The sequence below is a fragment of the Streptomyces sp. NPDC058650 genome, assembly GCF_042717315.1.
In the GTDB taxonomy this organism is placed as follows: domain Bacteria; phylum Actinomycetota; class Actinomycetes; order Streptomycetales; family Streptomycetaceae; genus Streptomyces.
In genome coordinates, this window is record NZ_JBHXRL010000019.1 from 32,972 (window position 1) to 57,839 (window position 24,868).

Annotated in this window: 24 protein-coding genes; 6 read left to right on the forward strand and 18 right to left on the reverse strand. The window is 72.3% G+C overall.

All coding sequences use genetic code 11. From position 1 onward, the window contains the following. Positions 1-202 precede the first annotated feature (202 nt). The 6 genes from cobT to ACFWWU_RS28130 all read right to left on the reverse strand — a co-directional run bounded on the left by cobT (position 203) and on the right by ACFWWU_RS28130 (position 9,070). Positions 203-3,868, reverse strand: coding sequence for a nicotinate-nucleotide--dimethylbenzimidazole phosphoribosyltransferase (cobT, locus tag ACFWWU_RS28105; RefSeq protein WP_384149014.1), 3,666 nt, complete (start codon positions 3,866-3,868; stop codon positions 203-205). Positions 3,869-4,198: 330 nt separating this feature from the next. Continuing rightward, positions 4,199-5,479 (reverse strand): precorrin-6y C5,15-methyltransferase (decarboxylating) subunit CbiE, encoded by a 1,281-nt coding sequence (gene cbiE, locus ACFWWU_RS28110; RefSeq protein WP_384149016.1) that lies wholly within the window; start codon positions 5,477-5,479, stop codon positions 4,199-4,201. A 72-nt stretch (positions 5,480-5,551) separates the two neighbouring features. Beyond that, positions 5,552-6,187 carry a GNAT family N-acetyltransferase gene (locus ACFWWU_RS28115; protein ID WP_384149018.1) on the reverse strand — a complete coding sequence of 212 codons (636 nt, stop codon included), beginning with the start codon at positions 6,185-6,187 and terminating at the stop codon, positions 5,552-5,554. 184 nt (positions 6,188-6,371) lie between these two features. Continuing rightward, entirely contained in the window at positions 6,372-7,235 is an 864-nt protein-coding gene (locus ACFWWU_RS28120; RefSeq protein ID WP_384149020.1) for a MetQ/NlpA family ABC transporter substrate-binding protein, read from the reverse strand. 96 nt (positions 7,236-7,331) lie between these two features. Beyond that, a complete protein-coding gene (locus ACFWWU_RS28125; RefSeq protein WP_384149022.1) occupies positions 7,332-8,000 on the reverse strand; it encodes a methionine ABC transporter permease in 669 nt (222 codons plus the stop codon). Beyond that, positions 7,997-9,070, reverse strand: a complete 1,074-nt coding sequence (locus ACFWWU_RS28130) for a methionine ABC transporter ATP-binding protein (protein ID WP_384149024.1) — start codon at positions 9,068-9,070, stop codon at positions 7,997-7,999. The genes ACFWWU_RS28125 and ACFWWU_RS28130 overlap by 4 nt, the downstream gene beginning before the upstream one ends. A 583-nt stretch (positions 9,071-9,653) precedes the next feature. Here ACFWWU_RS28130 and ACFWWU_RS28135 point away from each other — a divergent pair. Both ACFWWU_RS28135 and ACFWWU_RS28140 read left to right on the forward strand, forming a co-directional pair. After that, complete coding sequence (locus tag ACFWWU_RS28135) at positions 9,654-10,016, forward strand: hypothetical protein (protein WP_384149026.1); 363 nt, start codon at positions 9,654-9,656, stop codon at positions 10,014-10,016. Between the two features lie 2 nt (positions 10,017-10,018). Then, positions 10,019-10,459: a hypothetical protein gene (locus ACFWWU_RS28140; protein WP_384149028.1), complete on the forward strand. Its 441-nt coding sequence runs from the start codon at positions 10,019-10,021 to the stop codon at positions 10,457-10,459. A gap of 16 nt (positions 10,460-10,475) precedes the next feature. Here ACFWWU_RS28140 and ACFWWU_RS28145 read toward each other — a convergent pair whose 3' ends face one another. From ACFWWU_RS28145 to ACFWWU_RS28155, 3 genes are all read right to left on the reverse strand, one after another. Then, positions 10,476-10,970 (reverse strand): GNAT family N-acetyltransferase, encoded by a 495-nt coding sequence (locus ACFWWU_RS28145; RefSeq protein WP_384149030.1) that lies wholly within the window; start codon positions 10,968-10,970, stop codon positions 10,476-10,478. A gap of 37 nt (positions 10,971-11,007) precedes the next feature. After that, entirely contained in the window at positions 11,008-11,613 is a 606-nt protein-coding gene (locus ACFWWU_RS28150; RefSeq protein ID WP_384149032.1) for a sigma-70 family RNA polymerase sigma factor, read from the reverse strand. Between the two features lie 114 nt (positions 11,614-11,727). After that, positions 11,728-12,897: a glycerophosphodiester phosphodiesterase gene (locus tag ACFWWU_RS28155; protein WP_384149034.1), complete on the reverse strand. Its 1,170-nt coding sequence runs from the start codon at positions 12,895-12,897 to the stop codon at positions 11,728-11,730. 226 nt (positions 12,898-13,123) lie between these two features. Between ACFWWU_RS28155 and ACFWWU_RS28160 the strand changes: the two genes are divergently transcribed. Then, positions 13,124-13,795, forward strand: coding sequence for a 1-acyl-sn-glycerol-3-phosphate acyltransferase (locus ACFWWU_RS28160; RefSeq protein WP_024760652.1), 672 nt, complete (start codon positions 13,124-13,126; stop codon positions 13,793-13,795). 71 nt (positions 13,796-13,866) lie between these two features. Here ACFWWU_RS28160 and ACFWWU_RS28165 read toward each other — a convergent pair whose 3' ends face one another. After that, positions 13,867-15,411 (reverse strand): MFS transporter, encoded by a 1,545-nt coding sequence (locus ACFWWU_RS28165; protein ID WP_384149036.1) that lies wholly within the window; start codon positions 15,409-15,411, stop codon positions 13,867-13,869. After that, positions 15,408-15,959, reverse strand: a complete 552-nt coding sequence (locus tag ACFWWU_RS28170) for a TetR/AcrR family transcriptional regulator (RefSeq protein ID WP_384149038.1) — start codon at positions 15,957-15,959, stop codon at positions 15,408-15,410. Before ACFWWU_RS28170 ends, ACFWWU_RS28165 begins: the two co-directional genes overlap by 4 nt. A gap of 84 nt (positions 15,960-16,043) precedes the next feature. Here ACFWWU_RS28170 and ACFWWU_RS28175 point away from each other — a divergent pair, with 84 nt between their 5' ends. Continuing rightward, positions 16,044-16,553, forward strand: a complete 510-nt coding sequence (locus tag ACFWWU_RS28175) for an HAD domain-containing protein (RefSeq protein ID WP_384149040.1) — start codon at positions 16,044-16,046, stop codon at positions 16,551-16,553. A gap of 11 nt (positions 16,554-16,564) precedes the next feature. Here the strand turns inward: ACFWWU_RS28175 and argH are convergent, their stop codons facing one another. Next, positions 16,565-17,992 (reverse strand): argininosuccinate lyase, encoded by a 1,428-nt coding sequence (argH, locus tag ACFWWU_RS28180; protein WP_384149042.1) that lies wholly within the window; start codon positions 17,990-17,992, stop codon positions 16,565-16,567. 39 nt (positions 17,993-18,031) lie between these two features. Then, a complete protein-coding gene (locus ACFWWU_RS28185; protein ID WP_384149044.1) occupies positions 18,032-18,262 on the reverse strand; it encodes a hypothetical protein in 231 nt (76 codons plus the stop codon). Between the two features lie 24 nt (positions 18,263-18,286). Between ACFWWU_RS28185 and ACFWWU_RS28190 the strand changes: the two genes are divergently transcribed. Then, complete coding sequence (locus tag ACFWWU_RS28190; protein ID WP_384149046.1) at positions 18,287-19,633, forward strand: hypothetical protein; 1,347 nt, start codon at positions 18,287-18,289, stop codon at positions 19,631-19,633. Further along, positions 19,630-19,824 (forward strand): hypothetical protein, encoded by a 195-nt coding sequence (locus tag ACFWWU_RS28195; RefSeq protein ID WP_384149048.1) that lies wholly within the window; start codon positions 19,630-19,632, stop codon positions 19,822-19,824. Before ACFWWU_RS28190 ends, ACFWWU_RS28195 begins: the two co-directional genes overlap by 4 nt. A gap of 18 nt (positions 19,825-19,842) precedes the next feature. Here ACFWWU_RS28195 and ACFWWU_RS28200 read toward each other — a convergent pair whose 3' ends face one another. From ACFWWU_RS28200 to argC, 5 genes are read right to left on the reverse strand one after another with little or no spacing between them, the layout of a single operon-like run. Beyond that, positions 19,843-20,376, reverse strand: coding sequence for an arginine repressor (locus tag ACFWWU_RS28200; RefSeq protein WP_329624456.1), 534 nt, complete (start codon positions 20,374-20,376; stop codon positions 19,843-19,845). A gap of 7 nt (positions 20,377-20,383) precedes the next feature. Then, positions 20,384-21,589, reverse strand: a complete 1,206-nt coding sequence (locus ACFWWU_RS28205; RefSeq protein ID WP_384149050.1) for an acetylornithine transaminase — start codon at positions 21,587-21,589, stop codon at positions 20,384-20,386. Next, entirely contained in the window at positions 21,586-22,509 is a 924-nt protein-coding gene (argB, locus tag ACFWWU_RS28210) for an acetylglutamate kinase (RefSeq protein WP_384149052.1), read from the reverse strand. Before argB ends, ACFWWU_RS28205 begins: the two co-directional genes overlap by 4 nt. Further along, positions 22,506-23,672 carry a bifunctional glutamate N-acetyltransferase/amino-acid acetyltransferase ArgJ gene (gene argJ / locus ACFWWU_RS28215; RefSeq protein WP_384149054.1) on the reverse strand — a complete coding sequence of 389 codons (1,167 nt, stop codon included), beginning with the start codon at positions 23,670-23,672 and terminating at the stop codon, positions 22,506-22,508. The genes argB and argJ overlap by 4 nt, the downstream gene beginning before the upstream one ends. Beyond that, a complete protein-coding gene (gene argC, locus ACFWWU_RS28220; protein ID WP_384149056.1) occupies positions 23,669-24,697 on the reverse strand; it encodes an N-acetyl-gamma-glutamyl-phosphate reductase in 1,029 nt (342 codons plus the stop codon). The genes argJ and argC overlap by 4 nt, the downstream gene beginning before the upstream one ends. Between the last annotated feature and the right edge of the window lie 171 nt (positions 24,698-24,868).

Consider the following 24,868-nt stretch of genomic DNA (forward strand, 5'->3'; position numbering starts at 1 on the left):
CCGTCACGCTGTGACGGATCTCCCCGTGGTGCGTCCGTGCGTGGGGACGCTCCGGGAGCGTGTTCGGGACTGCGTGTTTTACGGCGCCTGCGGGCGCATGAGGGCCGGGGGCTCTCATGCGCCACAGAACACGCTCTACGTCCCGAACACGTTCCCCGCGCGTCCCCCACTCCCCTTTGCCGTGGGAGACGCGCCGGTGGTGCTACTTCTCGGTGACTCCCGCCGAGTCGAACGTGGCCACCTCGTGCATCGCTCGGGCCGCGCTCTGGACCAGGGGGAGCGCCAGGAGGGCTCCCGTGCCTTCGCCCAGGCGGAGGTCCAGGTCGACCAGGGGGCGCAGGCCCAGCTTGTTCAGGGCCGCCACGTGGCCCGGCTCCGCGCTGCGGTGGCCGGCGATGCAGGCCGCGAGCGACTCCGGGGCGATCGCGCGGGCCACGAGGGCCGCCGCGCCGGTCGAGACGCCGTCGAGGATCACCGGGGTACGCAGCGAGGCCGCGCCCAGGATCAGGCCGACGAGGGCCGCGTGCTCCAGGCCGCCGATCGCCGAGAGGACGCTGATCGGGTCCGCCGGGTCCGGCTTGTGCAGGTCGAGCGCACGGCGGACCACGTCCACCTTGCGGGCGTGCGTCTCGTCGTTGATGCCGGTGCCGCGGCCCGTGACCTCGGCGGCGTCGACGCCGGTGAAGACCGAGATCAGCGCGGCGGACGCGGTCGTGTTCGCGATGCCCATCTCGCCGGTGAGGATCGCCTTGTTGCCTGCGGCCACGAGGTCGCGGGCCGTTTCGATGCCCACCTCGATCGCGGCGAGTACTTCCTCGTGGGTCATCGCGAGACCCGTGGTGAAGTCGCCGGTGCCCGGGCGGACCTTGCGGGGCAGGAGACCGGGGGTCGCCGGGAGTTCGGATGCCACGCCCACGTCGATGACGCAGACCTCGGCACCCACCTGGTTGGCGAAGGCGTTGCAGACCGCTCCCCCGCCGAGGAAGTTGGCCACCATCTGGCCGGTGACCTCCTGCGGCCAGGGCGTGACGCCCTGGGCGTGGACCCCGTGGTCACCGGCGAAGATCGCGACGGCCGCGGGCTCCGGGATCGGGGGCGGGCAGATGCGGGAGAGGCCGGCGAGCTGTGCGGAGATGATCTCCAGCATGCCCAGGGCCCCCGCGGGCTTGGTCATGCGCTTCTGGCGCTCCCAGGCCTCGCCGAGCGCCTTGGCGTCCAGCGGGCGGATGGTGGCGACGGTCTCCTGGAGCAGGTCGTGCGGCTCCTCGCCGGGCAGGGCGCGGCGGCCGTACGTCTCCTCGTGGACGACCCAGGACAGCGGACGGCGCTTGGACCAGCCCGCCTGCATCAGCTCGGGCTCCTCGGGGAACTCGTCGACGTATCCCACGCAGAGGTAGGCGACGACTTCGAGGTGCTCGGGCAGGCCGAGGGTACGGACCATCTCGCGCTCGTCGAAGAAGCTGACCCAGCCGACGCCGAGGCCCTCGGCACGGGCGGCGAGCCAGAGGTTCTCGACGGCGAGCGCCGAGGAGTACGGGGCCATCTGCGGCTGCGTGTAGCGGCCCAGGGTGTGGCGGCCGCCCCGGGTCGGGTCGGCGGTCACGACGATGTTGACCGGGGTGTCGAGGATGGCCTCGATCTTCAGTTCCTTGAACTGCTTGGCCCGGGCCTTCGGCAGCGACTTGGCGTAGGCGTCGCGCTGCCGCTGGGCCAGTTCGTGCATCGCCTGCCGGGTCTCGGCGGAGCGGATGACGACGAAGTCCCAGGGCTGCGAGTGGCCGACGCTGGGGGCCGTGTGGGCGGCCTCCAGGACGCGGAGCAGCACCTCGTGCGGGATCGGGTCGGAGCGGAAGCCGTTGCGGATGTCGCGGCGCTCGCGCATCACACGCAGGACGGCCTCGCGTTCGGCGTCGTCGTAGCCGGGCGCCGGGGCGCCTTGGGCCGAGGCGGGCTCCTCCGTGGGATCGGTGAGCTCTGTGGGGTCGGTGAGCTCCGTGGTGTCGGTGAGCTCCGTGATCTCCGCGGGGCCGGTGAGCTCTGTGGGGCCCGTGAGCTCCGTGGGGACGGTGAGCTCATCGGTGACGATGACTTCGTCGGTGACGGTCGGTTCGTCGGTGACGGGCCGTTCGTCGGTCGAGACGAGTTCTTCGGTGACGGTGAGTTCGTCCGGGGCGGTGAGCTCGTGTGTGAGCTGTTCGGCTGCGGGGAGTTCGTCCGCTTCCACCAGCTCCGCGGCGTCCACGAAGCCCTCGGAGTCCGTCTCCGCCTCGGGGGTCGCCTCAAGGTCGGCTTCCTGGGCGGGCGCCTCCGCGGGAACCGTCTCAGGGGCTGCGGCCTCGGCGGCTACCACCTCGGCGACGGCCTCGGGCTGCGCCGCCACCGTGTCGATGGGCTCGGCAGGGGTGGGCTGCTCCGGCTGATCGGGCGTCACGGCCTCGGCCTCGGCCGGGATCTCCGCCTGCGCCTCGGGCGCCTGCTCGGGCAGGGGCTCGGGGGTGGCCTCCGCCACGATGACGCTCTCCACCGGTGCCTGCTCGGCTACCGGTGCCTGCTCGGCTACCGGAGCCTCGGCCACGACGGCGCGCTCGGCCGCCTGCGCCTGCTCCTGCGCCTGCTCCTCGGCTGGCTCGGGCTCCGGCACCTGCTCCGCCTCGGGTGCGGGCGCAGGGGCCTCCGCGGCCGGCTCGGCCTCGCGCGGCGCGGGCACGGTGGCCTGGGCCTCGACGGGCTCCGGGGCGACGGCCTCGGCGGGCTCCTCCGCCGGCGCCTCGGGTGTGACGGCCACGGGAGCCTCGGCCGGTTCCTCGGCCTCGGCGGCCGGGGGCGGGGTCGGGGCCAGGTGCGGGGCCGTCGGGACGGAGCCCTCCACCTGGACGAACTGTCCGGTCGTCGGGACGACCGTTTCTGCGGGGGCGACCGGCTGGGGTGCCACGGCCTCCTGCGGCTGCGCGGCCCACGGCTCGGCGCCCTGCGGCGCGAGCTGCCGGTCCTGCGGGATGTCGAAGTACTCGGGGCCCGTCGTGGGCGGTCCCGGGTTCCGTACGGGCATCGGCGCGGGCGCGGTGGCCACGACCGGCGCGGGCTGCGGGACCTGGGCGGGCGCGGCGGCCGGGCCGCGGTCGGCGAGCGAGAGCACGACGCCACCGGTGACGTCGGGCACGGGCGGGCCCATGTGCAGGGGGCGCCGGGCGGGCGGCGGGGTCGGGGCGCCGGCGGGCGGCGGCACGCGGACGCCGCCGAGGTCGACCGAACCGGAGTCGCGGCCCGCGGCCTCGTGGGCGCCGGTGTCGAGGATGCCGGGCTCGTAGCCGTGGTCGGCGAGGACGGGCTCCTGCGCGGCGGCGGGGACGCCGTGCGCCGGGGTGCCCTGGGCGGGCGTCCCGTGCGCCGGAGTGCCGTGCACCGCGGTCCCGTGCGCCGGAGTGCCGTGCACCGGGGTCCCGTGCGCCGGTGTGCCGACTGCCTGTGCCTGCGGCGGCGTCTGGCCCTGAGGAGCGGTCAGCACGTCGGCGAGGACGAAGGAGTCCGGGAGCGGGCCCGTGAGGGGGTCGGTGAGCGGGTCGCCCATCGGGGCTGCCGTCTCCGGGGCCGCCGGCGCGGCGGCGGTCCCGGGCAGCCCGCCCTGGTGCGGGACCACGGGGGGCACCTGCGGGGCCGGTACGGCGACCGGCGGCGCGGGCGCGACGCCCGGCGGGTGCTCGCTCCAGGCGCCCTGGGCGCCCGGCATGAGAAGGATGTCGTCGTCTTCGGCTGCGTGCTCGGAGGGGTCCAGGAAGGTGTACGCGCCCGGTGCGGGGATGCCCGGCTGCTCGACCATGCCTGCGTTCTCCGGCAGTCCCTCGCCCGAGACCTGGCCGGTGTCCGTCATGCGTACCCCTCGCCCATCGCTTGTGCTTCCTTCAGACCTGCGCCCGTCGATAACAACGAGCGCACGCGCCGCGCGGCACGAAGGACGCGCGGACACCCACTCATTGTCGCGGCCCTCGGCCGTCGTGGCAGGCAGATCCGCCACGGCGTGCTGTGGACTGCGCCACGTCGCGCGGTCCCCCCTTGCTCCGTACCACATCAGCGAGCCGAAAGGGCCGCCGATTCGAGACATTCGACGGGGGTCCCCCAGCGTAGTGAGGGGGAGAAATGCCGAACGTCCCGGTGCGGTACAACAATCGGCCAGCCTACCTGCCCGCGCGGGGCGGCAGGGTCACGGGGCGCCGTCGCTCCTGCGTCCGGCCAGCAGGAAGACGACCGAACGCTCGCGCTCCGACCAGTCGTGCGGGTCGAGTCCGACGGTCTGGAGGAGGAGGCTCTCGACGGTGTAGCCGCCGTCGGCGAGGGCGGTGCCGATGGCCTCCGCCTCGTCGCGGGTGGACGCGTGGGCGACGATGCGCTCGGGGCGCCGGTCGGTGCAGGCGGTGACGACGGGGACGCCGCCGGCCGCGATGCGTACGACATCGGGTTCGGGGAGGTCCTCCAGAACGTGCGGGGCGCGGCCCGGGACGGTCTGGAGCGGTACGCCGTGGCGGCGGGCGGCCGCCTCGGTGCGGGCGCAGGCGGCCGGGTCGGTGTCGACGGCGATGACGGCGGCGCCGAAGCGGGCGGCCTCGACGGCGAAGGCGCCGCCCGCGCAGCCGATGTCCCAGACGAGGTCGCCGACCCGCGGGCCGAGCCGGGCCAGTTGGGCGGCGCGCAGGGCCGGGTCCTCACCGGCTCCGGGCCGGACCGGCGGGACGGCGCCGATGGCGCCGGCGCCGTACCCCCGCGCGTCGTGCCCCCCGGGGGCGTACTCCTCGGCGGGCAGGCCCCAGCCCCGTACGGACCGCACGGCCGGATCCTGGCCCATCAGCCAGGGCACGGCCGGGGTGGGGGTGCCCGCGCCGCCCACTCCCCCGATGACGAGGACGACGTTGGGGTCGCGCCAGGCGTGGTCGGCGGCACTGTCGGAGGTGAGGACGGAGACCCGTTCGCGGTCGGTGCCGAGCTCCTCGCAGATGACGAAGGTGCGGTGGACCCCGGCGAGGAGGAGGGCGAGTTCGGCCGGGCCCGCGCCCGGCGAGGTGAGGACGGCGACCTTGGGGTGGGCGCGGCAGACGTTCACGGCGCGCCGCAGCGTGCGCTGGTGGGCGACGACGATCCGGGCATCCTCCCAGGGCATCCCGGCGCGGGCGAAGGCGGCGGCGACGGAGGAGACGGCGGGGACGACCTCGACCTCCAGGCCGTGCTCGGGGGCGCGCAGGGAGCGGACGACGCCGAAGAAGCCGGGGTCGCCGTCGGCGAGGACGACGGCGGTACCGCGGTGGCCCGCGATACGGCGGGCGGCGAGGTCGACGCTGCCGAGGCGGACGCGTTCGGCTGCGGGGGGTACCTCGGGCAGCGCGAGGTGGTGGGCCGCGCCGGCCACGAGGGTGGCGGCGGAGAGCGCGGACGTGGCCGCCGAGGTGAGGGGCGAGCCGTCCCAGCCGATCACCGTGACGCGGTCCGCCATCGTCGTCTGTCTCCTGTGGTGTTGTCGCAGGTCGGGGGCGTGCCGAGCGTACCCCGGGTTGGTCTCCGGGGCTCAGCTCCAGTCGGTGTACGAGGAGTAGCCGGCCTCGGCCATCTGGTCGGCGACGCCGTCGAGGTCCTCGGGGAGCAGGCCCCAGACGATGAAGTCGGTGCGCAGGTCGGTCCAGCCGCCGTCCTCGGTACGGGTGCGCGCTATGCAGGCGTTGCGGAGGACGCCTTCGCTGATGCAGCCGATCTTCTGGGCGACCTGCTGGGAAGCGGTGTTGTCCGCCGCCGTGCGCAGTTCGAGGCGCTCGAACTTCTGGTCGCCGAAGAGCCACTGCGCGGTGGCGAGCGAGGCTTCGGAGGCGTAGCCCTCGCCACGGGCCCACGGGGCGATGATGTAGGAGAGCTCGGTGGAGCGCACACGCCAATTGGTGTTCCCCAGCTGGACGACGCCCACGAGCCGCTGGGTGAGGAACTCGGTGACGGCGAGGTCGAGGCCTCGGCCGGCGGCGCGTTCGGTGGGGGCGTACTCGGTGATCCAGCGGCGGGCGGCGGACTCGGTGTACGGCTGGGGTACGGCGGTCCATGCCCCGACCATCTCGTCGTTCATCATCTCGGCCAGAGCCGGGGCGTCGGCCTCTTCGAGCGCGCGCAGCACCAACCGGTCCGTGTTGATGGAGATGTCCGGAAAGGTGGTAGTCATGCTCAGCTCCATGCCGTGGACCGTCCGAATCGACCGTGAACGCACAGCATGCAGCATGCGGCCGTCCGCGCGCATGGCCGGGTGGGGGTGTGGCGAAGGCCCCGCGCATCGGACGGGATGCGGGGGCCTTCGTCACAAGGACTGTACGGGGAAACCGGTCTGACGGTTCCTCGGACGCCGGGTCCTACTTGGCGACGGCGCCGAAGGCCGGGATGACCGAGCCCTTGTAGGTGTCCTCGATGTACTTCTTCACCTCGGGCGAGTTGAGGAGCTTCGCGAGCTTCTGCACGCGGGCGTCCTTCTCGTTGCCCTCCTTGACGGCGAGGAAGTTGGCGTACGGGTTGCCGTCGGCCTTCTCCAGGGCGAGGGCGTCCTTCGCCGGCTGGAGCTTGGCCTCGATGGCGTAGTTGCCGTTGATGACGGCGGCGTCCACGTCGTTCAGGGCGCGGGGCACGGTGGCGGCCTCCAGCTCCTTGAACTCCAGGCCCTTCTTGTCGGTGATGTCGGACAGCTTGGCGTTGGTGCCGACACCCGGCTTGATGGTGATCAGGCCGTTCTCGGCGAGCAGCTGGAGCGCGCGGCCGCCGTTGGTGGTGTCGTTGGGGACGGCGATCGTCTGGCCCGCCTTGATGTCCTTCACCGACTTGAGGCTCTTGGAGTAGAGGCCCAGCGGCTCCAGGTGGACGTTGACCACCGGGACGATGGTGGTCTTGTTCTTCTGGTTGAAGTCGTCGAGGTACGGCTTGTGCTGGAAGAAGTTGGCGTCGACCTGGCCGGACTGGGTGGCGGTGTTCGGCAGGACGTAGTCCGTGAACTCCTTCACCTCCAGCTTCAGGCCTTCCTTCTCGGCCAGCTTGTCCTTGACGTAGTTGAGGATGTCGGCGTGCGGCGTCGGGGACGCGGCGACGACGAGCGGCTTGGAGGTGTCGCCGGAGCCGGCCGAGTCCTTGGAGGAGGACGGGTCCGAGGAGGTGCCGCAGGCGGTGAGGCCGAGGGCGAGGGCGGCGGTGGCGGCGATACCGGCGGTGAGCTTGATGTTCTTACGCACGAAGAGTGCCTCTTTCCGGTGGAGCGGTGGACGCCTGGACAACAAGTCCGGGCTGTTCTTCGAAAAACGAAGCCTTGGGGGGTGGGGCGGGACGGCTCAGGCCGTGCGGCCCCGGCGGGCGAGGAGTCGGACGACTCCGTCGCCGATGAGCTGGACGACGGTCACGATCAGGACCAGGACGACGACGGTGACGAGCATGAACGTGGTGTCGAAGCGCTGGTATCCGTAGGTGACGGCCTTGGAGCCGAGGCCCTCGCCGCCGACCGCACCGGCCATCGCCGAGTAGCCGATGAGCACGATCACCGTGGTGGTGACGCCGGAGACGAGCGAGGGCAGGGCCTGCGGGAGCAGCACCTTGCGGACGATGGTGGGGATGTCGCCGCCCATGGCCTGGACGGCCTCGACGAGCCCGTGGTCGACCTCGCGGATCGCCGTCTCGACGAGGCGCGCGAAGAAGGGGATGGCGCCGATGGCGAGCGGCACGATCATCGCGGTGGGGCCGATGAAGGTGCCGACGACGAAGGTGGTGAAGGGGATCAGCGCGATCAGCAGGATGATGAAGGGCAGCGAACGCCCGATGTTCACGATCGCACCGACGATCTTGTTCACCGGCCGGTTCTGCAGCAGTCCGCCCTTGTCCGTGAGGACGAGGAGGATGCCGAGCGGCAGGCCGCCGAGCACGGTGACGACGGTGGCCCAGAGGACCATGTAGAGCGTGTCGACGGTGCCCTGCTCCAGCAGGGGCTGCATCTCGGACCAGGTCACTTGGCACCTTCCTTGGCCAGTACGGGCACGGTGTCGGCCGGTGCGGCGTCCGCTTCGGCGGCTGCGTCGAGGTCGACGGGTTCGACCTGGAGGCCCTGCTCGCGCAGGAAGCCGACCGGGACGACGTTCTCCTCGTACCGTCCGGGGAGCTCGATCCGCATCCGGCCGATCTGCTTGCCGCCCACGGTGTCCATCGCCGCCCCGAGGATCGAGATGTCGATGTTGTAGGTGCGGGAGAGCTGGGAGATGACCGGCTGGGTCGCGGACTCGCCGTGGAAGGTGACGTCGACGACCGTGCGGTCGGGGCCCGTGGGGGCGCCGCTGACCGGGAAGAGCTCGGCCGCCAGCTGGGAGCCGGGGGTGGCGAGCAGTCCGCTGACGGTGCCGGACTCGACCACGCGGCCGTGCTGCATCAGGGCGGCGGAGTCGCAGATCGTCTTGACGACGTCCATCTCGTGCGTGATGAGCAGGACGGTGAGGCCGAGCTGCTGGTTGAGGTCGCGCAGGAGCTGGAGGATGGAGCGGGTGGTCTCCGGGTCGAGGGCGCTGGTGGCCTCGTCGGAGAGGAGGACCTTGGGCTCGCCGGCGAGGGCGCGGGCGATGCCGACGCGCTGCTTCTGGCCGCCGGAGAGCTGGCCCGGGTAGGACTTGGCCTTGTCGGCGAGGCCGACGAGGTCGAGGAGTTCGAGGGCGCGGCGGGAGCGTTCGGCGCCGGAGACGCCGAGGATCTCCAGGGGGAGCTCGATGTTGTCCTTGACCGTGCGGGAGGACAGCAGGTTGAAGTGCTGGAAGACCATGCCGATGCTGCTGCGCGCCCGGCGCAGGTCCTTCCCGGCGCGGCGGCCCTTTCCGGCGAGGGCGGTGAGGTCGACTCCGTCGACGGTCACCGTGCCGGATGTGGGGCGCTCCAGGAGGTTGACGCAGCGGATGAGCGAGGACTTGCCGGCGCCGCTCTGGCCGATCACGCCGAAGACCTCGCCCTCACGGACGTGCAGGTCGACGCCGTCCAGAGCGGTGACCTGGCGGCCGCGCGACTCGTAGACCTTGGTCAGGCCCGAAGTGGTGATCACAGGGTTTCCGTCACTGTCGAGTGCGCGGCGCGGGGTCCGCCGGGCACGGGGCATTCGTCGTTCGGACAGTCAGGCGCACGGAGGCCGGTCCGGCTGGTGGCCGGAGGCGGTGTGCGCGCGGGGCAGGCACGGTCCGCCGCCGGTCGGCGGGAGGATCGGCTCGGCCGTCTGGTCTCGCTTCGGGGCGCGAGACTCTGCGGGGGCCCTCAGAAGGCGCACATTCGACACATACAACGAGCACCGGGCGTCGTGATCGCCTCGGTCGCAAGGGTGCGGCTGCTCGTCGTGGTCATGTCTGCAAGTAAAGCATGCGCAGTCGCGAACGAAAGGGGGGCGTCCGAATAGCGGACGCTGTTGAGACGCCATGCGGACACCCGCCGGTGGGACGTACGCGGGCCGCTGCCCGGTGCGTGGCCTGCGAGGACGGCCCCGGCCGGCCGGGGCCGGCGGCGCGGCTCCGGCCGGGCGCGGGCGGCGGGTGTGGCCAAGGCCACGGTCGGTGCGTCCGCCACCTACCGGGTGCGGCAGTGGGAGGCAGGGGGCGAGCGCATCGGGCCTTTCGGACCGTAATACCCTCGGGCGCATGCTCGACGCCCTGACGACCACGGTCTCCGTGGCCGCGCTCGCCCTCGCCGCCTGGTGCGGCTTCGCCGCCTTCCGGGACCAGCCGACCAAGGACTGGCACTTCATCGGCATGGCCGTGGTGACCTTCCTGGTCCTGGCCCAGCTGATCGTCGGCATCGTGCAGCTCGTGCGCGGCGAGAAGGCCGAGGAGGGCACGACGATCTTCGTCGCCTATCTGCTGGGCGCGCTGTGCGCGGTGCCGATCGCCGGGTTCATGTCGCTCGCGGAGCGCAGCCGGTGGGGCTCGGCGACGGTGGCCGCCGGCGCGGTGGTCCTCGCCGTTCTCGAAGTGCGTCTCTACGACATCTGGACGGTGGGCTGACCATGACCGAGACGGGGACGCAGGAGAAGACGGCACAGGGCGCGAGGACCCGTCTGGTCTCGGGCCCGGGCATTCTGCTCGTCTGGCTGTACGGCGTGATGTCGGTCGGCGCGGTCTCCCGCTCGATCTACCAGATCGCGACCGAGTTCGACCGGGCGCCGCTGGCGTACGGCCTGTCGGCGGCGGCGGCCGTGGTCTACGCCTTCATCACCTACACCCTGGTACGGGGCGGGGAGACGGCCCGCAGGGCGGCGCTGGTCTGCTGCGCCGCCGAGCTCGCGGGCGTGCTGATCGTGGGGACCTGGACTCTGCTGGAGCCGTCCGCCTTCCCGGACGCGACGGTCTGGTCGGACTACGGCTACGGCTACCTCTTCATTCCGGTACTGCTGCCGCTGACCGGCATCTGGTGGCTGCGCCGGTCGCGTACCGCCGTCGGCGTCTGAGCCGTCGCCGCCTGAGTCAGGCGGCGGCCTTCTCCAACGTCACCAGGGTGAGCTTGGGACCCAGCTCGCGAGCCGCCACCTGCGCGTACCCCTTGCTGCGGTAGAGCCGCAGATTGCCCTCGCTGCGGTGGCCGGTGAAAAGCTGGAAGCGCTTGGCGGCGGGCTCGGCCGGTGCGGTCGCGGCGGCGAAGTGGCGCTCGATGCCGTCGAGGAGGCGGCCTCCCAGGCCGTGGCGCTGCATGCGCGGGTGGACGATCAGCTTCGCGATCCGTACCGTGCCGTCCTCTTCGAGGCGGGCCCGCACCGAGGCGACGACCTCGTCGCCGAGCCGGGCCACCAGGCCGTGCCCCTCGTCCAGTTCGGCGCGCAGGGCGTCGAGCGACTGGGTGAGCGGTTCGATGGACCAGTCTCCGTACAGCTCCGCCTCGCTCTGGTAGCAGAGGTACTGCAGCTTCAGGATGTGCTCCGCGTCCTGCGCGTCCGCTGCTGAGATGGTCACACTCAGGCCCATGTGTGCACGCCTCCCGCTCATGTGGTTCGCCGTCGGTTTATCGCACCCTTCCCCGTCGGCCGGGGGCGGGAACCTCTGCAGCCAGCATTCTGCGCAGGCATCCCAGGCAACGGGAACGCATCGGCCCCAAACTGCCTTGTGAGATACCCAACTCTCCTGCGATTTCCCGGTAGGTGGGGTCTTCGGGGTCGAGCATCGCGGTGAGCAGGCGCGGGCACCGGCCGGGCGTTCGGGTGACGGCGGCGCGCAGGGTGCGGTGGCGTTCGGCGACGAGGAGCGAGGTCTCCGGGGAGCCGTCCGGTCCTTCGGTGTCCGCCGGCGGGGTCGGCTCGCCCTGGTAGGGACGCTCCCGGTCGGTGGTCCGGCGGGCGCGGCGGGCCTCGGCGCGGACGGCGCGGCGTAGCCAGTCGGCGGGGCGCTCGGGAGCGCCCGTCTCCTGGAGGCGCTCCAGGAGACGGAGCCAGACGGCCTGTTCGAGGTCGCCGGGGTCGACGCCGGCGGCCGGTGCCTCGGCGTCCGACTCGGCGGCGAGCAGCGGGGCGAGGGCGGCGAGGAGGCCGGGGGTCGCGAGGGAGCCGGCAGTGGGGGCGGACGCCGGGGCGGGGGCCGGGTCCGCGTACGTCGTGGTCTCGGGGGTGGTCATGACCGGCACGATGTCCGGGTGCACGGGGTCGGTTGCGGTGCGGGGCGTAAACCACCCGGGAGGAGGTCGTACCGGCCCGAACGGCCGGGGCCGGACGGCCTCCTCCCGAGCCGGTCAGTCGCGGGCGGCGGTGAGGTCCGCGGCGGCGAGGAGCGCGGTGTCGGGGTTGTCGGAGAAGATGCCGTCGATTCCCGTCTCCAGGTACCGCTTCAGCGCCCCGAAGGCGTCGCCGTAGGCCGTCGGGTCCGTGCCCCGGCGGTAGTCGGCGGGCAGGAAGCTGTTCTCGTTGCGGTGCGTGTACGGGTGGAGGAGCAGCCCCTCGGCGTGCGCGTCGCGGACGAGGGTGGTCGGGGTGCCGAGGCGGCCGGTCGCGTCCTTCGGGATCACCAGGTCGAGCGTGGGGCCGATGCCCTGCGCGTACGAGGCGATCCAGCGCAGGCCCTCGGGCTTCACCAGATCGGCGACGGTGCGCGGGTCGCCGGCCTGGACGAAGTCCCAGGGGCGGCTGCTCGCGGCGGAGAGCAGGACCACTCCCGGGGAGTCGACGAGCTTCGCCAGGCGCTGGATGCTGCCGGGCTCGAAGGACTGGAGGAAGACCGGGGAGTTCGCGCGGTGGCGTCCGTAGCGGCGCAGGAGCTTGGCGAGCCGCTCCTCCAGGCCGAGGCCGAGGGAACGGAAGTAGGTGGGGTGCTTGGTCTCGACGTGCAGCCAGACGTCGCGGCCCCGGCGGCGGCCCTCCTCCTCGGCCCAGCGCAGCACCTCCTCGAAGGTGGGGATCGTCCAGCGGCCGTCGTAGAGGGTGTTCTCCTGGCGGGTGCCGGGGATGCGCTCCTTCGCCCGCAGGGTCTTGAGCTCGGCGAGGGTGAAGTCCTCGGTGAACCAGCCGGTGAGCGTGGTGCCGTCGACGCTCTTGGTGGTCTTCCGGGACGCGAACTCGGGGTGGTCGGCGACGTCGGTGGTGCCGGTGATGTCGTTCTCGTGGCGGCAGACGAGGTGCCCGTCCCGGGTGGGGACGAGGTCCTGCTCGATGACGTGGGCGCCGAGGTCGAGGGCGTGCCGGTAGGACCCGATGGTGTGCTCGGGGCGGTAGCCGCTGGCGCCGCGGTGGGCGATGACGGTGGGGACGGGGAGGGAGCGGTAGCCGCGGCCGCGGCTGTCGCCCCGGGCCTCGTCGGCGTGGGCGGTGCCCGTGGGGAGGGCCGTCGAAGCCCCCAGTACCGCCGCCGCTCCGGCCGCTCCGAGAACGGTCCGCCGTGCCGGGGTCCGGCGCTCGCCCTGGGTCATGAAGGCTCCTCGTGTGTGATGTCCCGCACCTGTCAACGGGGAGCTCCGAGGCTAGGCAAGGAGGCCCTACGGACGGCAGACCTCTGCCGAACATGGCGGAAACACACGTCAACACTGCGTATCCAGTCGGTGAACCCGATGTGCGTACGGCGGTGACCCGCGAGTATCGTCGCCAGCTGCACCGTCAGCTGGCCCGACCCCGCCCGCGCGTCACCCGGAGGAACCGTTGTCCCGTCTCGCGATCATCAAGGCAGTGCTCGGGCCGGTCATGCGCCTGATGTTCCGCCCCCGCGTGGAGGGCGCCGAGAACATCCCGGGGACCGGTCCCGTCATCCTCGCCGGCAACCACCTGACCTTCATCGACTCGATGATCATGCCGATCTGCCTGGACCGTCAGGTCTTCTTCATCGGCAAGGACGAGTACGTGACGGGCAAGGGCATCAAGGGCCGGGCGATGGCCTGGTTCTTCACCAGCGTCGGCATGATCCCGGTGGACCGGGACGGCGGGCGCGGCGGTGTGGCGGCGCTGATGACCGGGCGGCGGGTCCTGGAGGAGGGCAAGATCTTCTCGATCTACCCGGAGGGCACCCGCTCCCCCGACGGCCGGCTGTACCGGGGCCGTACGGGCATCGCGCGCCTCACCCTGATGACCGGTGCGCCGGTGGTGCCGTTCGCGATGATCGGCACCGACAAGATCCAGCCGGGCGGGGCGGGGCTGCCGCGGCCGGGCAAGGTCACGGTCCGCTTCGGCGAGCCGATGGAGTTCTCGCGGTACGACGGGATGGACCGCGACCGCTATGTCCTGCGGGCGGTGACGGACTCGGTGATGGCCGAGGTGATGCGGCTGTCCGGGCAGGAGTACGTGGACATGTACGCCACCAAGGCGAAGGCCGCGTAACTCTCGTATACGCACGTGCCGGTGCCCCCGTACAGCAGGGCTGTACGGGGGCACCGGCATGTTCCCCGGCGTCAGTGCTCGACGCCGTCCTCCAGCTTCTGGCCCCTGAGCAGGAACCAGGCCGCGACCGAGGCCGCGAGGAGGACCGCCGCGCCGACGCCGGCCGCGATCCGCAGCCCGTCGACGAAGGCCAGCTGGGCGGCGGACACCAGGGCCGTCGCCGTCTCCGGGGCGAGGGCGCCGGAGGCCTCCACGGCGCCGCCGAGCGACTCGTGGGCGGCCGAGGCGATGTCGGTGGGGACGCCGGCCGGGGTGGCGAAGTTCCGGTAGACGCCGGTCACGATCGAGCCGAGAACGGCGATGCCGAGCGCGGCGCCGAGTTCGTACGCGGTCTCGGAGACGGCGGAGGCGGAGCCCGCCTGGTCCTTCGGGACGCTGGACAGGATCACGTCGGCGGTGACGGTGAAGGCGAAACCGGCGCCCACACCGACGACGAGCAGGCTCGCGCCGAGCAGCGGATAGCCGGTGTCTCCGTCGATCGTCGTCAGGACGGCGAGGGAGAGGCCGACGGCCGCGAGACCGCCCGCCACGACGGACCGCACGGAGAACCGCCGGGCGACGACACCGGCGACGAGACCGGCCGTGACGGCGCCGATGGCGGCGGGGAGCTCGGCGAGACCGGCCTCCAGGGGCTGGCGGCCCTGGACCAGCTGGAAGAACTGGGACAGGAAGAACACCAGGCCGGAGAGGCCCAGGATGGTCAGCAGGTCGGCGAGGACGGCGCCGGAGAATCCGCGGTTGCGGAAGAGGCGCATGTCCAGGAGCGGCGCGGGCAGGGTGAGCTGCCTGCGGACGAACCAGGTCAGGGCGGTGGCGCCGGCGAGGGCGGCGAGGCCCGCGTCGAGGGAGAGGCCGTGGGAGGCGAGCTCCTTGATCGCGTACACGACGGCGATCACGCCGACGAGGGAGAGGCCGACGCTGGCGAGGTCCCAGGGGCCCGGGTTCGGGTTCTTCGACTCGGGGATCATCTTGATGCCGACGAGGACGAGGACCGCCATGACGGGCAGGTTGATGAGGAAGACCGAGCCCCACCAGAAGTGCTCCAGGAGGAATCCGCCGACGACCGGTCCGACGGCGGCACCGGCCGAGGCCATGGCGCCCCAGATGCCGATGGCGAGGCTGCGCTCGCGCGGGTCGTGGAAGAGGTTCCGGATGAGCGCCAGGGTGGACGGCATCAGGGTGGCGCCGGCGACGCCGAGCAGCGCGCGGGCCACGATCATCATCTCGGGGCTGGTCGCGTAGGCGTTCAGGACGGAGACCGCGCCGAAGGCCGTGGCGCCGATGAGCAGCAGCTTCTTGCGGCCGATGCGGTCGCCGAGGCTGCCCATGGAGACCAGGAGTCCGGCGATGACGAACGAGTAGACGTCGCCGATCCAGAGCAGCTGGGAGCCGGACGGCTTGAGGTCCTCGGAGAGGAAGGGGGTGGCGAGGCCGAGGACCGTCGCGTCCACCGCCACGAGGAGGACGGCCAGGACGAGAACGGAAAGGGCGAGCCACCGACCGGGGCGGCGGACGCCCTCGATATGGTCCGGGTGCTTGACGGTGCTGGTGCTCACTTCTCCACGCTCCTGCGCGCTCCGCCGAGCAACAGCTCGACGATCATGTACTGGAAGTCCTTGGCGGCGACCCGGCCGTCCTGCACGGCCCAGGCGGCCGAACCGATGAGCCCGTAGAGGGCCTCGGTGAGCCAGGCGGGGGTCAGGTCGATCCGGAAGGCGCCCTGCTCCTGGCCGCGCCGGAAGAGGTCGGAGACCCGGGCGTCGAGGCGGGCCCAGCCTTCGTTCTGCTGGTCGCCCTCGAAGAGCTGGTTCTCGGTCACGAGGAACGACAGCAGCGGAGCCATCGGCTCCGTCCCGGCGACGAGCCGGCGTACGGCCTCGTCGGCGGGCCCCTCGTCGAGACGGGCCCGGTCGAGGGCCTCCTCCAGCTCCTGGATCCCGAGCTCCTCCAGAGCCCTGACCAGGGCGTCGCGCCCGGCGAAGTGCCGGTGCAACGTGGCCCGACCGATCCCGGCGGCCCGCGCGACCTCGTCCATGGTGGCGGTCGCCTTGCGGGAGAGCAGGCCGGCGGCGCTGTGGAGCACCTGGGTGCGATCGACTGACATGAGACGACCATACACCGAATGAGACATCATTGTCTCATTCGATATTTCAACGCCTCACCGAGTCGGGGACGGAATGCTGTGAACATGACGAAGCCACTGCTGCTGATCGATGTCGACGGGCCGCTGAATCCGTACGCGGCGCAGCGCGAGCGGCGCCCGCAGGGGTATACGACGCACCGCATGCGGCCGGGCGGCTGGTTCGAGACGAAGCCGCTGCGGGTGTGGCTGAACCCGGCGCACGGGGGTGAGCTGCTCGCGCTCGCCGAGGCGTACGAGCTGGTGTGGGCGACGACCTGGAAGGGTGAGGCGAACGACTGGATCGCGCCGCACCTCGGGCTGCCCGAGCTGCCGTACATCGACTGGCCCCGGATGCACGGAAAGGCCCCTCGCGGGACCTTCTGGAAGACGCAGTACATCCTGGAGTACGCGCGGGGGCGGCCGTTCGCCTGGGTCGACGACGACATCACGTCGTACGACCACGAGTACGTGGAGCAGAACCACCGCGCCGCCGCCCTGTTGCTGCACGTCGACCCCCGGCTCGGACTGCTCCGGCCGGACTTCGACGCGCTCGCGGAGTGGGCGGCGGCGCTGTGACGTGCTGAGCTCTACTGCTTGGCGGTGGCCCAGGCGTGCTGGATCACCAGGTCTGCCTTGACCTCGACGAGCTGGGTGGCGACCGCCGAGGGGGCCGTGCCGCCTCGGCCGTCGCGGGAGGCGAGGGCGCCGGGGACGTTGAGGACCGTGCGGACCTCGGGGGTGAGGTGCTCGGAGATCTTGGCGAACTGCTCGTCCGTGAGCTCGTCCAGCTCCTTGCCCTCGGACTCGGCGACCTTCACGCACTCGCCGGCGACCTCGTGCGCCACCCGGAACGGCACGCCCTGCTTGACCAGCCACTCCGCGATGTCCGTCGCGAGCGAGAAGCCCGCCGGGGCCAGCTCCTCCATGCGCTCGCGGTGGACCGTGAGCGTGGCCATCATGCCGGTGAAGGCGGGCAGCAGGACCTCCAGCTGGTCACAGGAGTCGAAGACCGGCTCCTTGTCCTCCTGGAGGTCGCGGTTGTACGCGAGCGGGAGGGCCTTGAGGGTGGCGAGCAGGCCCGTCAGGTTGCCGATGAGACGGCCCGACTTGCCCCGCGCCAGCTCGGCGATGTCCGGGTTCTTCTTCTGCGGCATGATCGACGAGCCCGTGGAGAAGGCGTCGTGCAGGGTCACGAAGGAGAACTCCTTCGTGTTCCAGATGATGATCTCCTCCGCGATCCGGGAGAGGTTCACCCCGATCATCGCCGTGATGAAGGCGAACTCCGCCACGAAGTCACGGGAGGCCGTGCCGTCGATCGAGTTGCCGACCGAGCCGCGCTCGAAGCCGAGGTCCTTGGCGACCGCCTCCGGGTCGAGCCCGAGCGAGGAGCCCGCGAGGGCGCCGGAGCCGTACGGGGAGACGGCCGTCCGGGTGTCCCACTGGCGCAGCCGCTCGCCGTCCCGGGACAGGGACTGGGCGTGGGCCAGCACGTGGTGGGCGAAGAGCACCGGCTGGGCGTGCTGGAGGTGCGTACGGCCGGGCATGGCGACGTCCGCGTGCGCCTCGGCGAGGCCGACCAGGGCGTCCTGGAGGTCGGCGATGAGACCGCCGATGACGCGGGCGTGGTCCCGGAGGTACATCCGGAAGAGGGTGGCGACCTGGTCGTTCCGGGACCGGCCGGCGCGCAGCTTGCCGCCGAGGTCGGCGCCGAGGCGCTCCAGGAGGCCGCGCTCCAGGGCGGTGTGGACGTCCTCGTCGGCGACGGTGCCGACGAAGGAGCCGTCGGCGACGTCCGCCTCCAGCAGGTCGAGGCCCGCGAGCATGCGCGTCAGCTCGTCCTCGGTGAGCAGGCCCGCCTTGTGCAGCACGCGCGCGTGGGCGCGGGAGCCGGCGATGTCGTACGGCGCGAGACGCCAGTCGAAGTGGACCGACGCGGACAGCTTCGCGAGGGCCTCGGCGGGGCCGTCGGCGAACCGGCCGCCCCAGAGCCGGACGTCACCGTTGTTGCTGCTCACAGCTGCTACTCCTCAGGAGGGTGGGTGTACGTGTGCGGGTCACGCCAGGTCATACCGGGCGGCGATCGCGCACCCTCTATGAGGCATAACTATGCGGTGCACCGTATGTTTTGTCAACGCGATGTCTGGCCGGTCGGTCGGCGTCGGTCCGGTGAACCCGGTGATCCCGGTGATCCCGGTGATCCCGGTGATCCCGGTGATCCCGGTGATCCCGGTGATCCCGGTGATCCCGGTGATCCCGGTGATCCCGATAATCAGGGGCCGTCCCACCGTCCCGGGTCCTAGGCTCCCGCCATGTCGAGCAACGCGCACCTGGACGTCACGGACCGGCTGGCCCAGGCCATGGAGGGGGCCGACGCGGGCGCGTGGGCCGAACTGGACGGGCACGTCCGTGGCCTGGTCCGGTGGGGCGGCCGTGTCCCGCCCCGGGGCACGTGGCTCTCCCCCACGCCGAGCCGCCCGCCCACCGCCGTCGAGCTGGCACTCGCCCTGTGCGACCCCGACGGCCGGACCAGGGAGGCCGCCCTCCCGTACGTCACCCACCTCCCCGCACTCCTCCCCCTGGTCGTGATCCGGTGCGCCGACTGGGCCGAGCCCGTACGGGACCGGGCCCGGGCCCTGCTGCGCGCGGAGCTGCCGGGTCTCGCGCCCGAGGCGCTCGCCACCGTGGCCTCCGTGGTCCTCCGGGAGGCCCGGCGGCTGCGTGGGGAGTCCGCACGCGAACTGCTGACCGCGCGGCTCAGCGAGGGTCCCGCGGCGCATCTGACCTCGCTGCTCACCGCCGAGGACCGGGCCGTCCGGCGGCTCGCGCACCGGGTCGCCGTGGAGCGCGGTCTCCTCTCCCCCGCGCGGCTCGCCACGATCGCCGCCGGCGACCCGGACGTGGTCGTCCAGGACCTGTGCGCGAGCGCGGCGATCGCCGCGGCGGGCGACACCGTCGACGAGACCGTGCTCGCCCCCTTGCTGGGCTCCCGGACCGGCCGCGTGCGGGCGGCGGGCGTCACGGCGCTGCGCCGGAGCGGGCGGGCCGCCGAGGCCGAGCCGTTCCTGTACGACCGCTCCGTGCTCGTACGGGCCTGCGCCCGCTGGGCCCTGCGGCAGGTGGGTACGGATCCGCTGCCGCTCTACCGGGCCGCCTGCGCCGCCGGGGACCGGACGCCCGACTTCGCTCCGGTGGGTCTCGCCGAGTGCGGCGACCGGGCCACGGACGTGCCGACGCTCTGGTCGCTCATCGCACACGAGCGGCCCCGGGTGCGGGCCGGCGCCGTGGTGGGGCTGCGGCTGCTCGACGCCGTCCGGCCCCAGCGGCTCGTACCGCTGCTCGACGACGGTTCGCCGCGGGTCGTACGGGAGGCCACGAAGGCGCTGGCCCCCTGGCCCGACCACCTTCCGCCCGCTACCCCGGCCGAGGTACCGACCGGGGTGACGGTCGGCGCGCCAGCCACCGGCCGGGTCGATGCCCCGGTCGGCACGACGGCCGGCGCGGCAGTCCGCGCGGGGGCCGGAGCGACGGTCGGCACGGCGGTCCGCGCGGGGGCCGGAGCGCCGGTCCGCGCGACGGCCCCGAAGCCGGGCGCGTGGGTGCTCCGGGTGCTCCGCCTCGCCCGCGGGCGCGATCGCACTCGGACACCCGGGATGTGAGACGGTGGCGCCCCGGCGGTCCGCAGAACAGCCGTGTCTTCCTGCGCGTCGACGGGGGCGGGGCGACGGTCGGTTGGGTGGCCGTGTCGGGCGACGTCCTGCGCGCGGGGCTCGTCTGGGCGGATCCCGCGTGCCGACAGCACTTCGCCGTCGGCACGCTGAGCGGTCCGACGGCGATCAACCGGTGCTGACACGGGTACTACGTCAGGTCAGCCCTTCTGCGCCAGGCGCAGCAGGTGGTCGGCGAGTCCCTGGCCGCCCGTCGGGTCCCGGCTGATCAGCAGGAGGGTGTCGTCGCCCGCGATCGTGCCGAGGATCGCGTGGAGTTCGGCCTGGTCGATGGCCGACGCGAGGAACTGGGCCGCGCCCGGCGGGGTCCGCAGGACCACCAGGTTGGCGGAGGCCTCGGCGGAGATCAGCAGTTCGCCGGAGAGGCGCCGCATGCGCTCCTCCTTGGCGGACTCGCCGAGCGGTGCCTGCGGGGTGCGGAAGCCGCCCTCGCTGGGCACCGCGTAGATCAGCTCGCCACCGGTGTTGCGGATCTTCACCGCGCCCAGCTCGTCGAGGTCGCGGGAGAGCGTCGCCTGGGTGACGCTCAGCCCGTCGTCCGCGAGGAGCTTGGCGAGCTGGCTCTGCGAGCGCACCGGCTGGCGGTTGAGGATGTCGACGATCCTGCGGTGGCGTGCGGTGCGGGTCTGCGGAACGGACGGCCCGCCGTGCTCGTTCTCCTGCGCGTCGGTCATCGTCGTCTCATTCTCCGGTTCGTCCTTGCCCGTTCGCCACGTCGAGGACTCCGGGGAGGGCCCGGAGGAAGGCGTCCGCCTCGGCGTCGGTGAGGACCAGCGGAGGCATGATCCGTACGACATCGGGGGCGGGCGCGTTCACCAGGAGACCGGCGTCCTGAGCCGCCTGCTGCACCTGGGGTGCGAGGGACTCCGTGAGCACGATACCCAGCAGGAGGCCCGCTCCACGGACGTGGGAGACCAGCGGGTGGCCCAGACCCTCGATTCCCGAGCGCAGCCGCTCCCCGACCGCCTTGACGTGGTCCAGGGCCGCGTCGGCCCCGAGGGTGTCCAGGACGGCGAGTCCGGCGGCGCAGGCGATCGGGTTGCCGCCGAAGGTGGTGCCGTGGTGGCCGGGGCCGAAGAGGTCCGCGGCCGGGCCGAAGGCGACGGTCGCGCCGAGCGGGAGGCCGCCGCCGAGCCCCTTGGCGAGGGTCACGACATCCGGCTCGACGCCGTCGTGGGCCTGGTACTCGAACCAGTGGCCGCAGCGGCCGATGCCGGTCTGGACCTCGTCGAGGACGAGGAGGGTGCCGGTGGCGCGGGTGATCTCGCGGGCGGCCTTGAGGTAGCCGGGGGGCGGGACGACGACGCCGTTCTCGCCCTGGATCGGCTCGATGATCACGAGGGCCGTGTCCTCGGTGACCGCGGCGCGCAGTGCCTCGACGTCGCCGTACGGGACGTGGGTGACGTCACCGGGCAGCGGCAGGAAGGGGGTCTGCTTGCCGGGCTGGCCGGTGAGCGCGAGGGAACCCATGGTCCGGCCGTGGAAGCCGCCCTCGGTGGCGACCATGTGCGTCCGGCCGGTGAGCCGGCCGATCTTGAACGCGGCCTCGTTGGCCTCGGCGCCGGAGTTGCAGAAGAAGACCTTGCCGGGCCGGCCGAAGAGGCCGAGCAGCCGCTCGGCGAGGGTGACGGGCGGCTCGGCGACGAAGAGATTGGAGACGTGGCCGAGGCTCTGGACCTGCCGGGTCACGGCCTCGACGATCGCCGGGTGGCCGTGGCCGAGGGCGTTGACGGCGATGCCGCCGACGAAGTCGAGGTACTCCTTGCCGTCGGCGTCCCAGACCTTGGCGCCCTCACCGCGGACGAGGGGCAGCCGGGGGGTGCCGTAGTTGTTCATGAGCGAGCCCTGCCACCGCTGGGTCAGCTGCTCGTTGCCGGTGCCGCTCATCCGTCCCCCTGTCCGTCCGGTACGACCATCGTGCCGATGCCCTCGTCGGTGAAGATCTCCAGCAGGATCGAGTGCTGGACCCGGCCGTCGATCACGCGGGCCGTGGTGACCCCGTTCCGTACGGCGTGCAGGCAGCCCTCCATCTTGGGGACCATGCCGCTGGAGAGCTCGGGCAGCAGTTTCTCCAGCTGGCTCGCGGTGAGCCTGCTGATGACCTCGTCGCTGTTCGGCCAGTCCTCGTAGAGGCCCTCGACGTCGGTCAGGACCATCAGGGTCTCGGCACCCAGCGCCGCAGCGAGTGCCGCAGCCGCCGTATCAGCATTGACGTTGTAGACATGTCCGTCGTCCTGGGAGCGGGCGATGGAGGAGATGACCGGGATCCGGCCGTCCTCCAGGAGCGCCTCGATGGCGCCGGTGTCGATGGCGGTGATCTCGCCGACCCGGCCGATGTCGACCTGCTCGCCGTCGATGACCGGCTGGTGCTTGGTGGCCGTGATGGTGTGCGCGTCCTCGCCCGTCATGCCGATGGCGAACGGGCCGTGCTGGTTGAGCAGCCCGACGAGCTCGCGCTGGACCTGCCCGGCGAGGACCATCCGTACGACGTCCATGGCGTCCTCGGTGGTGACGCGCAGGCCGGCCTTGAACTCGCTGACGATGCCGTGCCTGTCGAGCGCGGCGCTGATCTGGGGGCCGCCGCCGTGCACCACGACCGGCTTGAGGCCGGCGTGGCGCAGGAAGACGACGTCCTGGGCGAAGGCGGCCTTCAGGTCCTCGTCGATCATGGCGTTTCCGCCGAACTTGATGACGACGGTCTTGCCGTGGTGGCGGGTGAGCCAGGGCAGGGCCTCGATGAGGATCTGGGCCTTCGGGAGGGCGGTGTGCTTCCGCGCGGGGGCGTTGGGGTTGTCGGGCTTGTTCACGACGAGTACGCGCTGTTCTCGTGGACGTAGTCGGCGGTGAGGTCGTTCGCCCAGATGACGGCGGACTCGGAGCCGGCGGCCAGGTCGGCGGTGATGGTGACCTCCCGGTAGCGCATGTCGACGAGCTCGCGGTCCTCGCCGACGGAGCCGTTCTTGCAGACCCACACGCCGTTGATGGCGACGTTGAGCCGGTCCGGGTCGAAGGCGGCCCGCGTGGTGCCGATGGCGGAGAGCACCCGGCCCCAGTTGGGGTCCTCGCCGTGGATGGCGCACTTGAGGAGGTTGTTCCGGGCGATGGACCGGCCCACCTCGACGGCGTCGTCCTCGGTCGCGGCGTTGATCACCTCGATGCGGATGTCCTTGCTGGCGCCCTCGGCGTCGCCGATGAGCTGGCGGGCGAGGTCGTCGCAGACGGCCCGTACGGCCTCCGTGAACTCGTCCTGCGCGGGGGTGACGCCGGAGGCGCCGGAGGCGAGGAGGAGCACGGTGTCGTTGGTGGACATGCAGCCGTCGGAGTCGACCCGGTCGAAGGTGACGCGGGTGGCGCCCCGGAGGGCGCTGTCCAGGCCCTTGGCGTCGACGTCGGCGTCGGTGGTGAGGACGACGAGCATGGTGGCGAGGCCGGGGGCGAGCATGCCGGCGCCCTTCGCCATGCCGCCGACCGTCCAGCCTGCCCTCGTCACCACGGAGGTCTTGTGGACGGTGTCGGTGGTCTTGATGGCGATGGCGGCCTTCTCGCCACCGTGCTCGGAGAGTTCGTCCGCGGCCTTCTCGACGCCGGGAAGGAGCTTGTCCATGGGGAGCAGGAGGCCGATGAGGCCGGTGGAGGCGACGGCGACGTCGCCGGCGCCGACTTCCGGGCCCTTGGCGCTCAGGACCTCGGCGACCTTCTCCGCGGTGGCGTGGGTGTCCTGGAAGCCCTGGGGGCCGGTGCAGGCGTTGGCGCCGCCTGAGTTGAGGACGACGGCGGTCAGTTCGCCGTCGGCGAGGACCTGCTGGGACCAGAGGACCGGCGCGGCCTTGACGCGGTTGGAGGTGAAGACTCCCGCGGCGGCGCGGCGGGGCCCGGTGTTGACCACGAGGGCCACGTCCGGGTTGCCGTTCTGCTTGATTCCGGCGGCGATGCCCGCTGCCGTGAATCCCTTCGCTGCGGTCACGCTCACGGCGCAACTCCAATCGTGGAAAGTCCGGTGTCCTCGGGGAGGCCCAGGGCGATGTTCATGCTCTGCACCGCACCGCCGGCGGTGCCCTTGGTGAGGTTGTCGATGGCGCTGATGGCGATGATCCGGTTCGCGGCCGCGTCGTACGTGACCTGTACCTGAACGGCGTTGGAACCGTAGACGGACGCCGTCGCCGGCCACTGCCCCTCGGGGAGGAGGTGGACGAAGGGCTCGTCGGCGAAGGCCTTCTCGTACGCGTCCCGTACGGATCCGGCGGTGACGCCCGGCTTCGCGGTGGCCGTGCAGGTGGCGAGGATGCCGCGGGGCATCGGGGCCAGGGTGGGCGTGAAGGAGACGGTGACCCGCTCCCCCGCCGGTCCGCTGAGGTTCTGGATCATCTCGGGGGTGTGGCGGTGGCCGCCGCCGACGCCGTACGGCGACATGCTGCCCATGACCTCGCTGCCGAGGAGGTGGGGCTTGGCGGCCTTGCCCGCGCCGGAGGTCCCGGAGGCGGCGACGATCACGGCTTCGGGCTCGGCGAGCCCGTTCGCGTACGCCGGGAAGAGCGCGAGGGAGACGGCGGTGGGGTAGCAGCCGGGCACCGCGATGCGCTTGGCCCCGTCGAGGGCGGCGCGGGCACCGGGCAGTTCGGGGAGGCCGTAGGGCCAGGTCCCGGCGTGCGGGGAGCCGTAGTACGTCTCCCAGTCGGCGGGGTTCTCCAGCCGAAAGTCGGCGCCCATGTCGACGACGAGGACGTCGGGGCCGAGCTGCTCGGCGACGGCGGCCGACTGTCCGTGCGGCAGCGCCAGGAAGACGACATCGTGCCCGGCGAGCTCCTCGGGCGCGGTCGGCGCGAGGACGCGGTCGGCGAGCGGGAGCAGGTGGGGCTGGAGGGCGCCGAGCTTCTGGCCCGCGTTGGAGTGGCCCGTCAGGGTGCCGATCTCGACGTGGGGGTGGGCGAGAAGGAGGCGCAGGAGTTCTCCACCCGCATATCCGCTCGCGCCCGCGACCGCTGCTCGTACCTTCATCGAAACCCTCCTCATAGATGGCATGACTATACGTGCGTCCGCAGTTTTATGCAACGATCGCTCGCGTGGAGACCGGGGGTGGTGTGACTGAGTCGTTCAGTTGGCCCATGAGCGGTCGAGTTGGCCCGTGAGCGTCTGGGGTGGCCCGCAGGGTAGCGGTCGCCGCTCTCA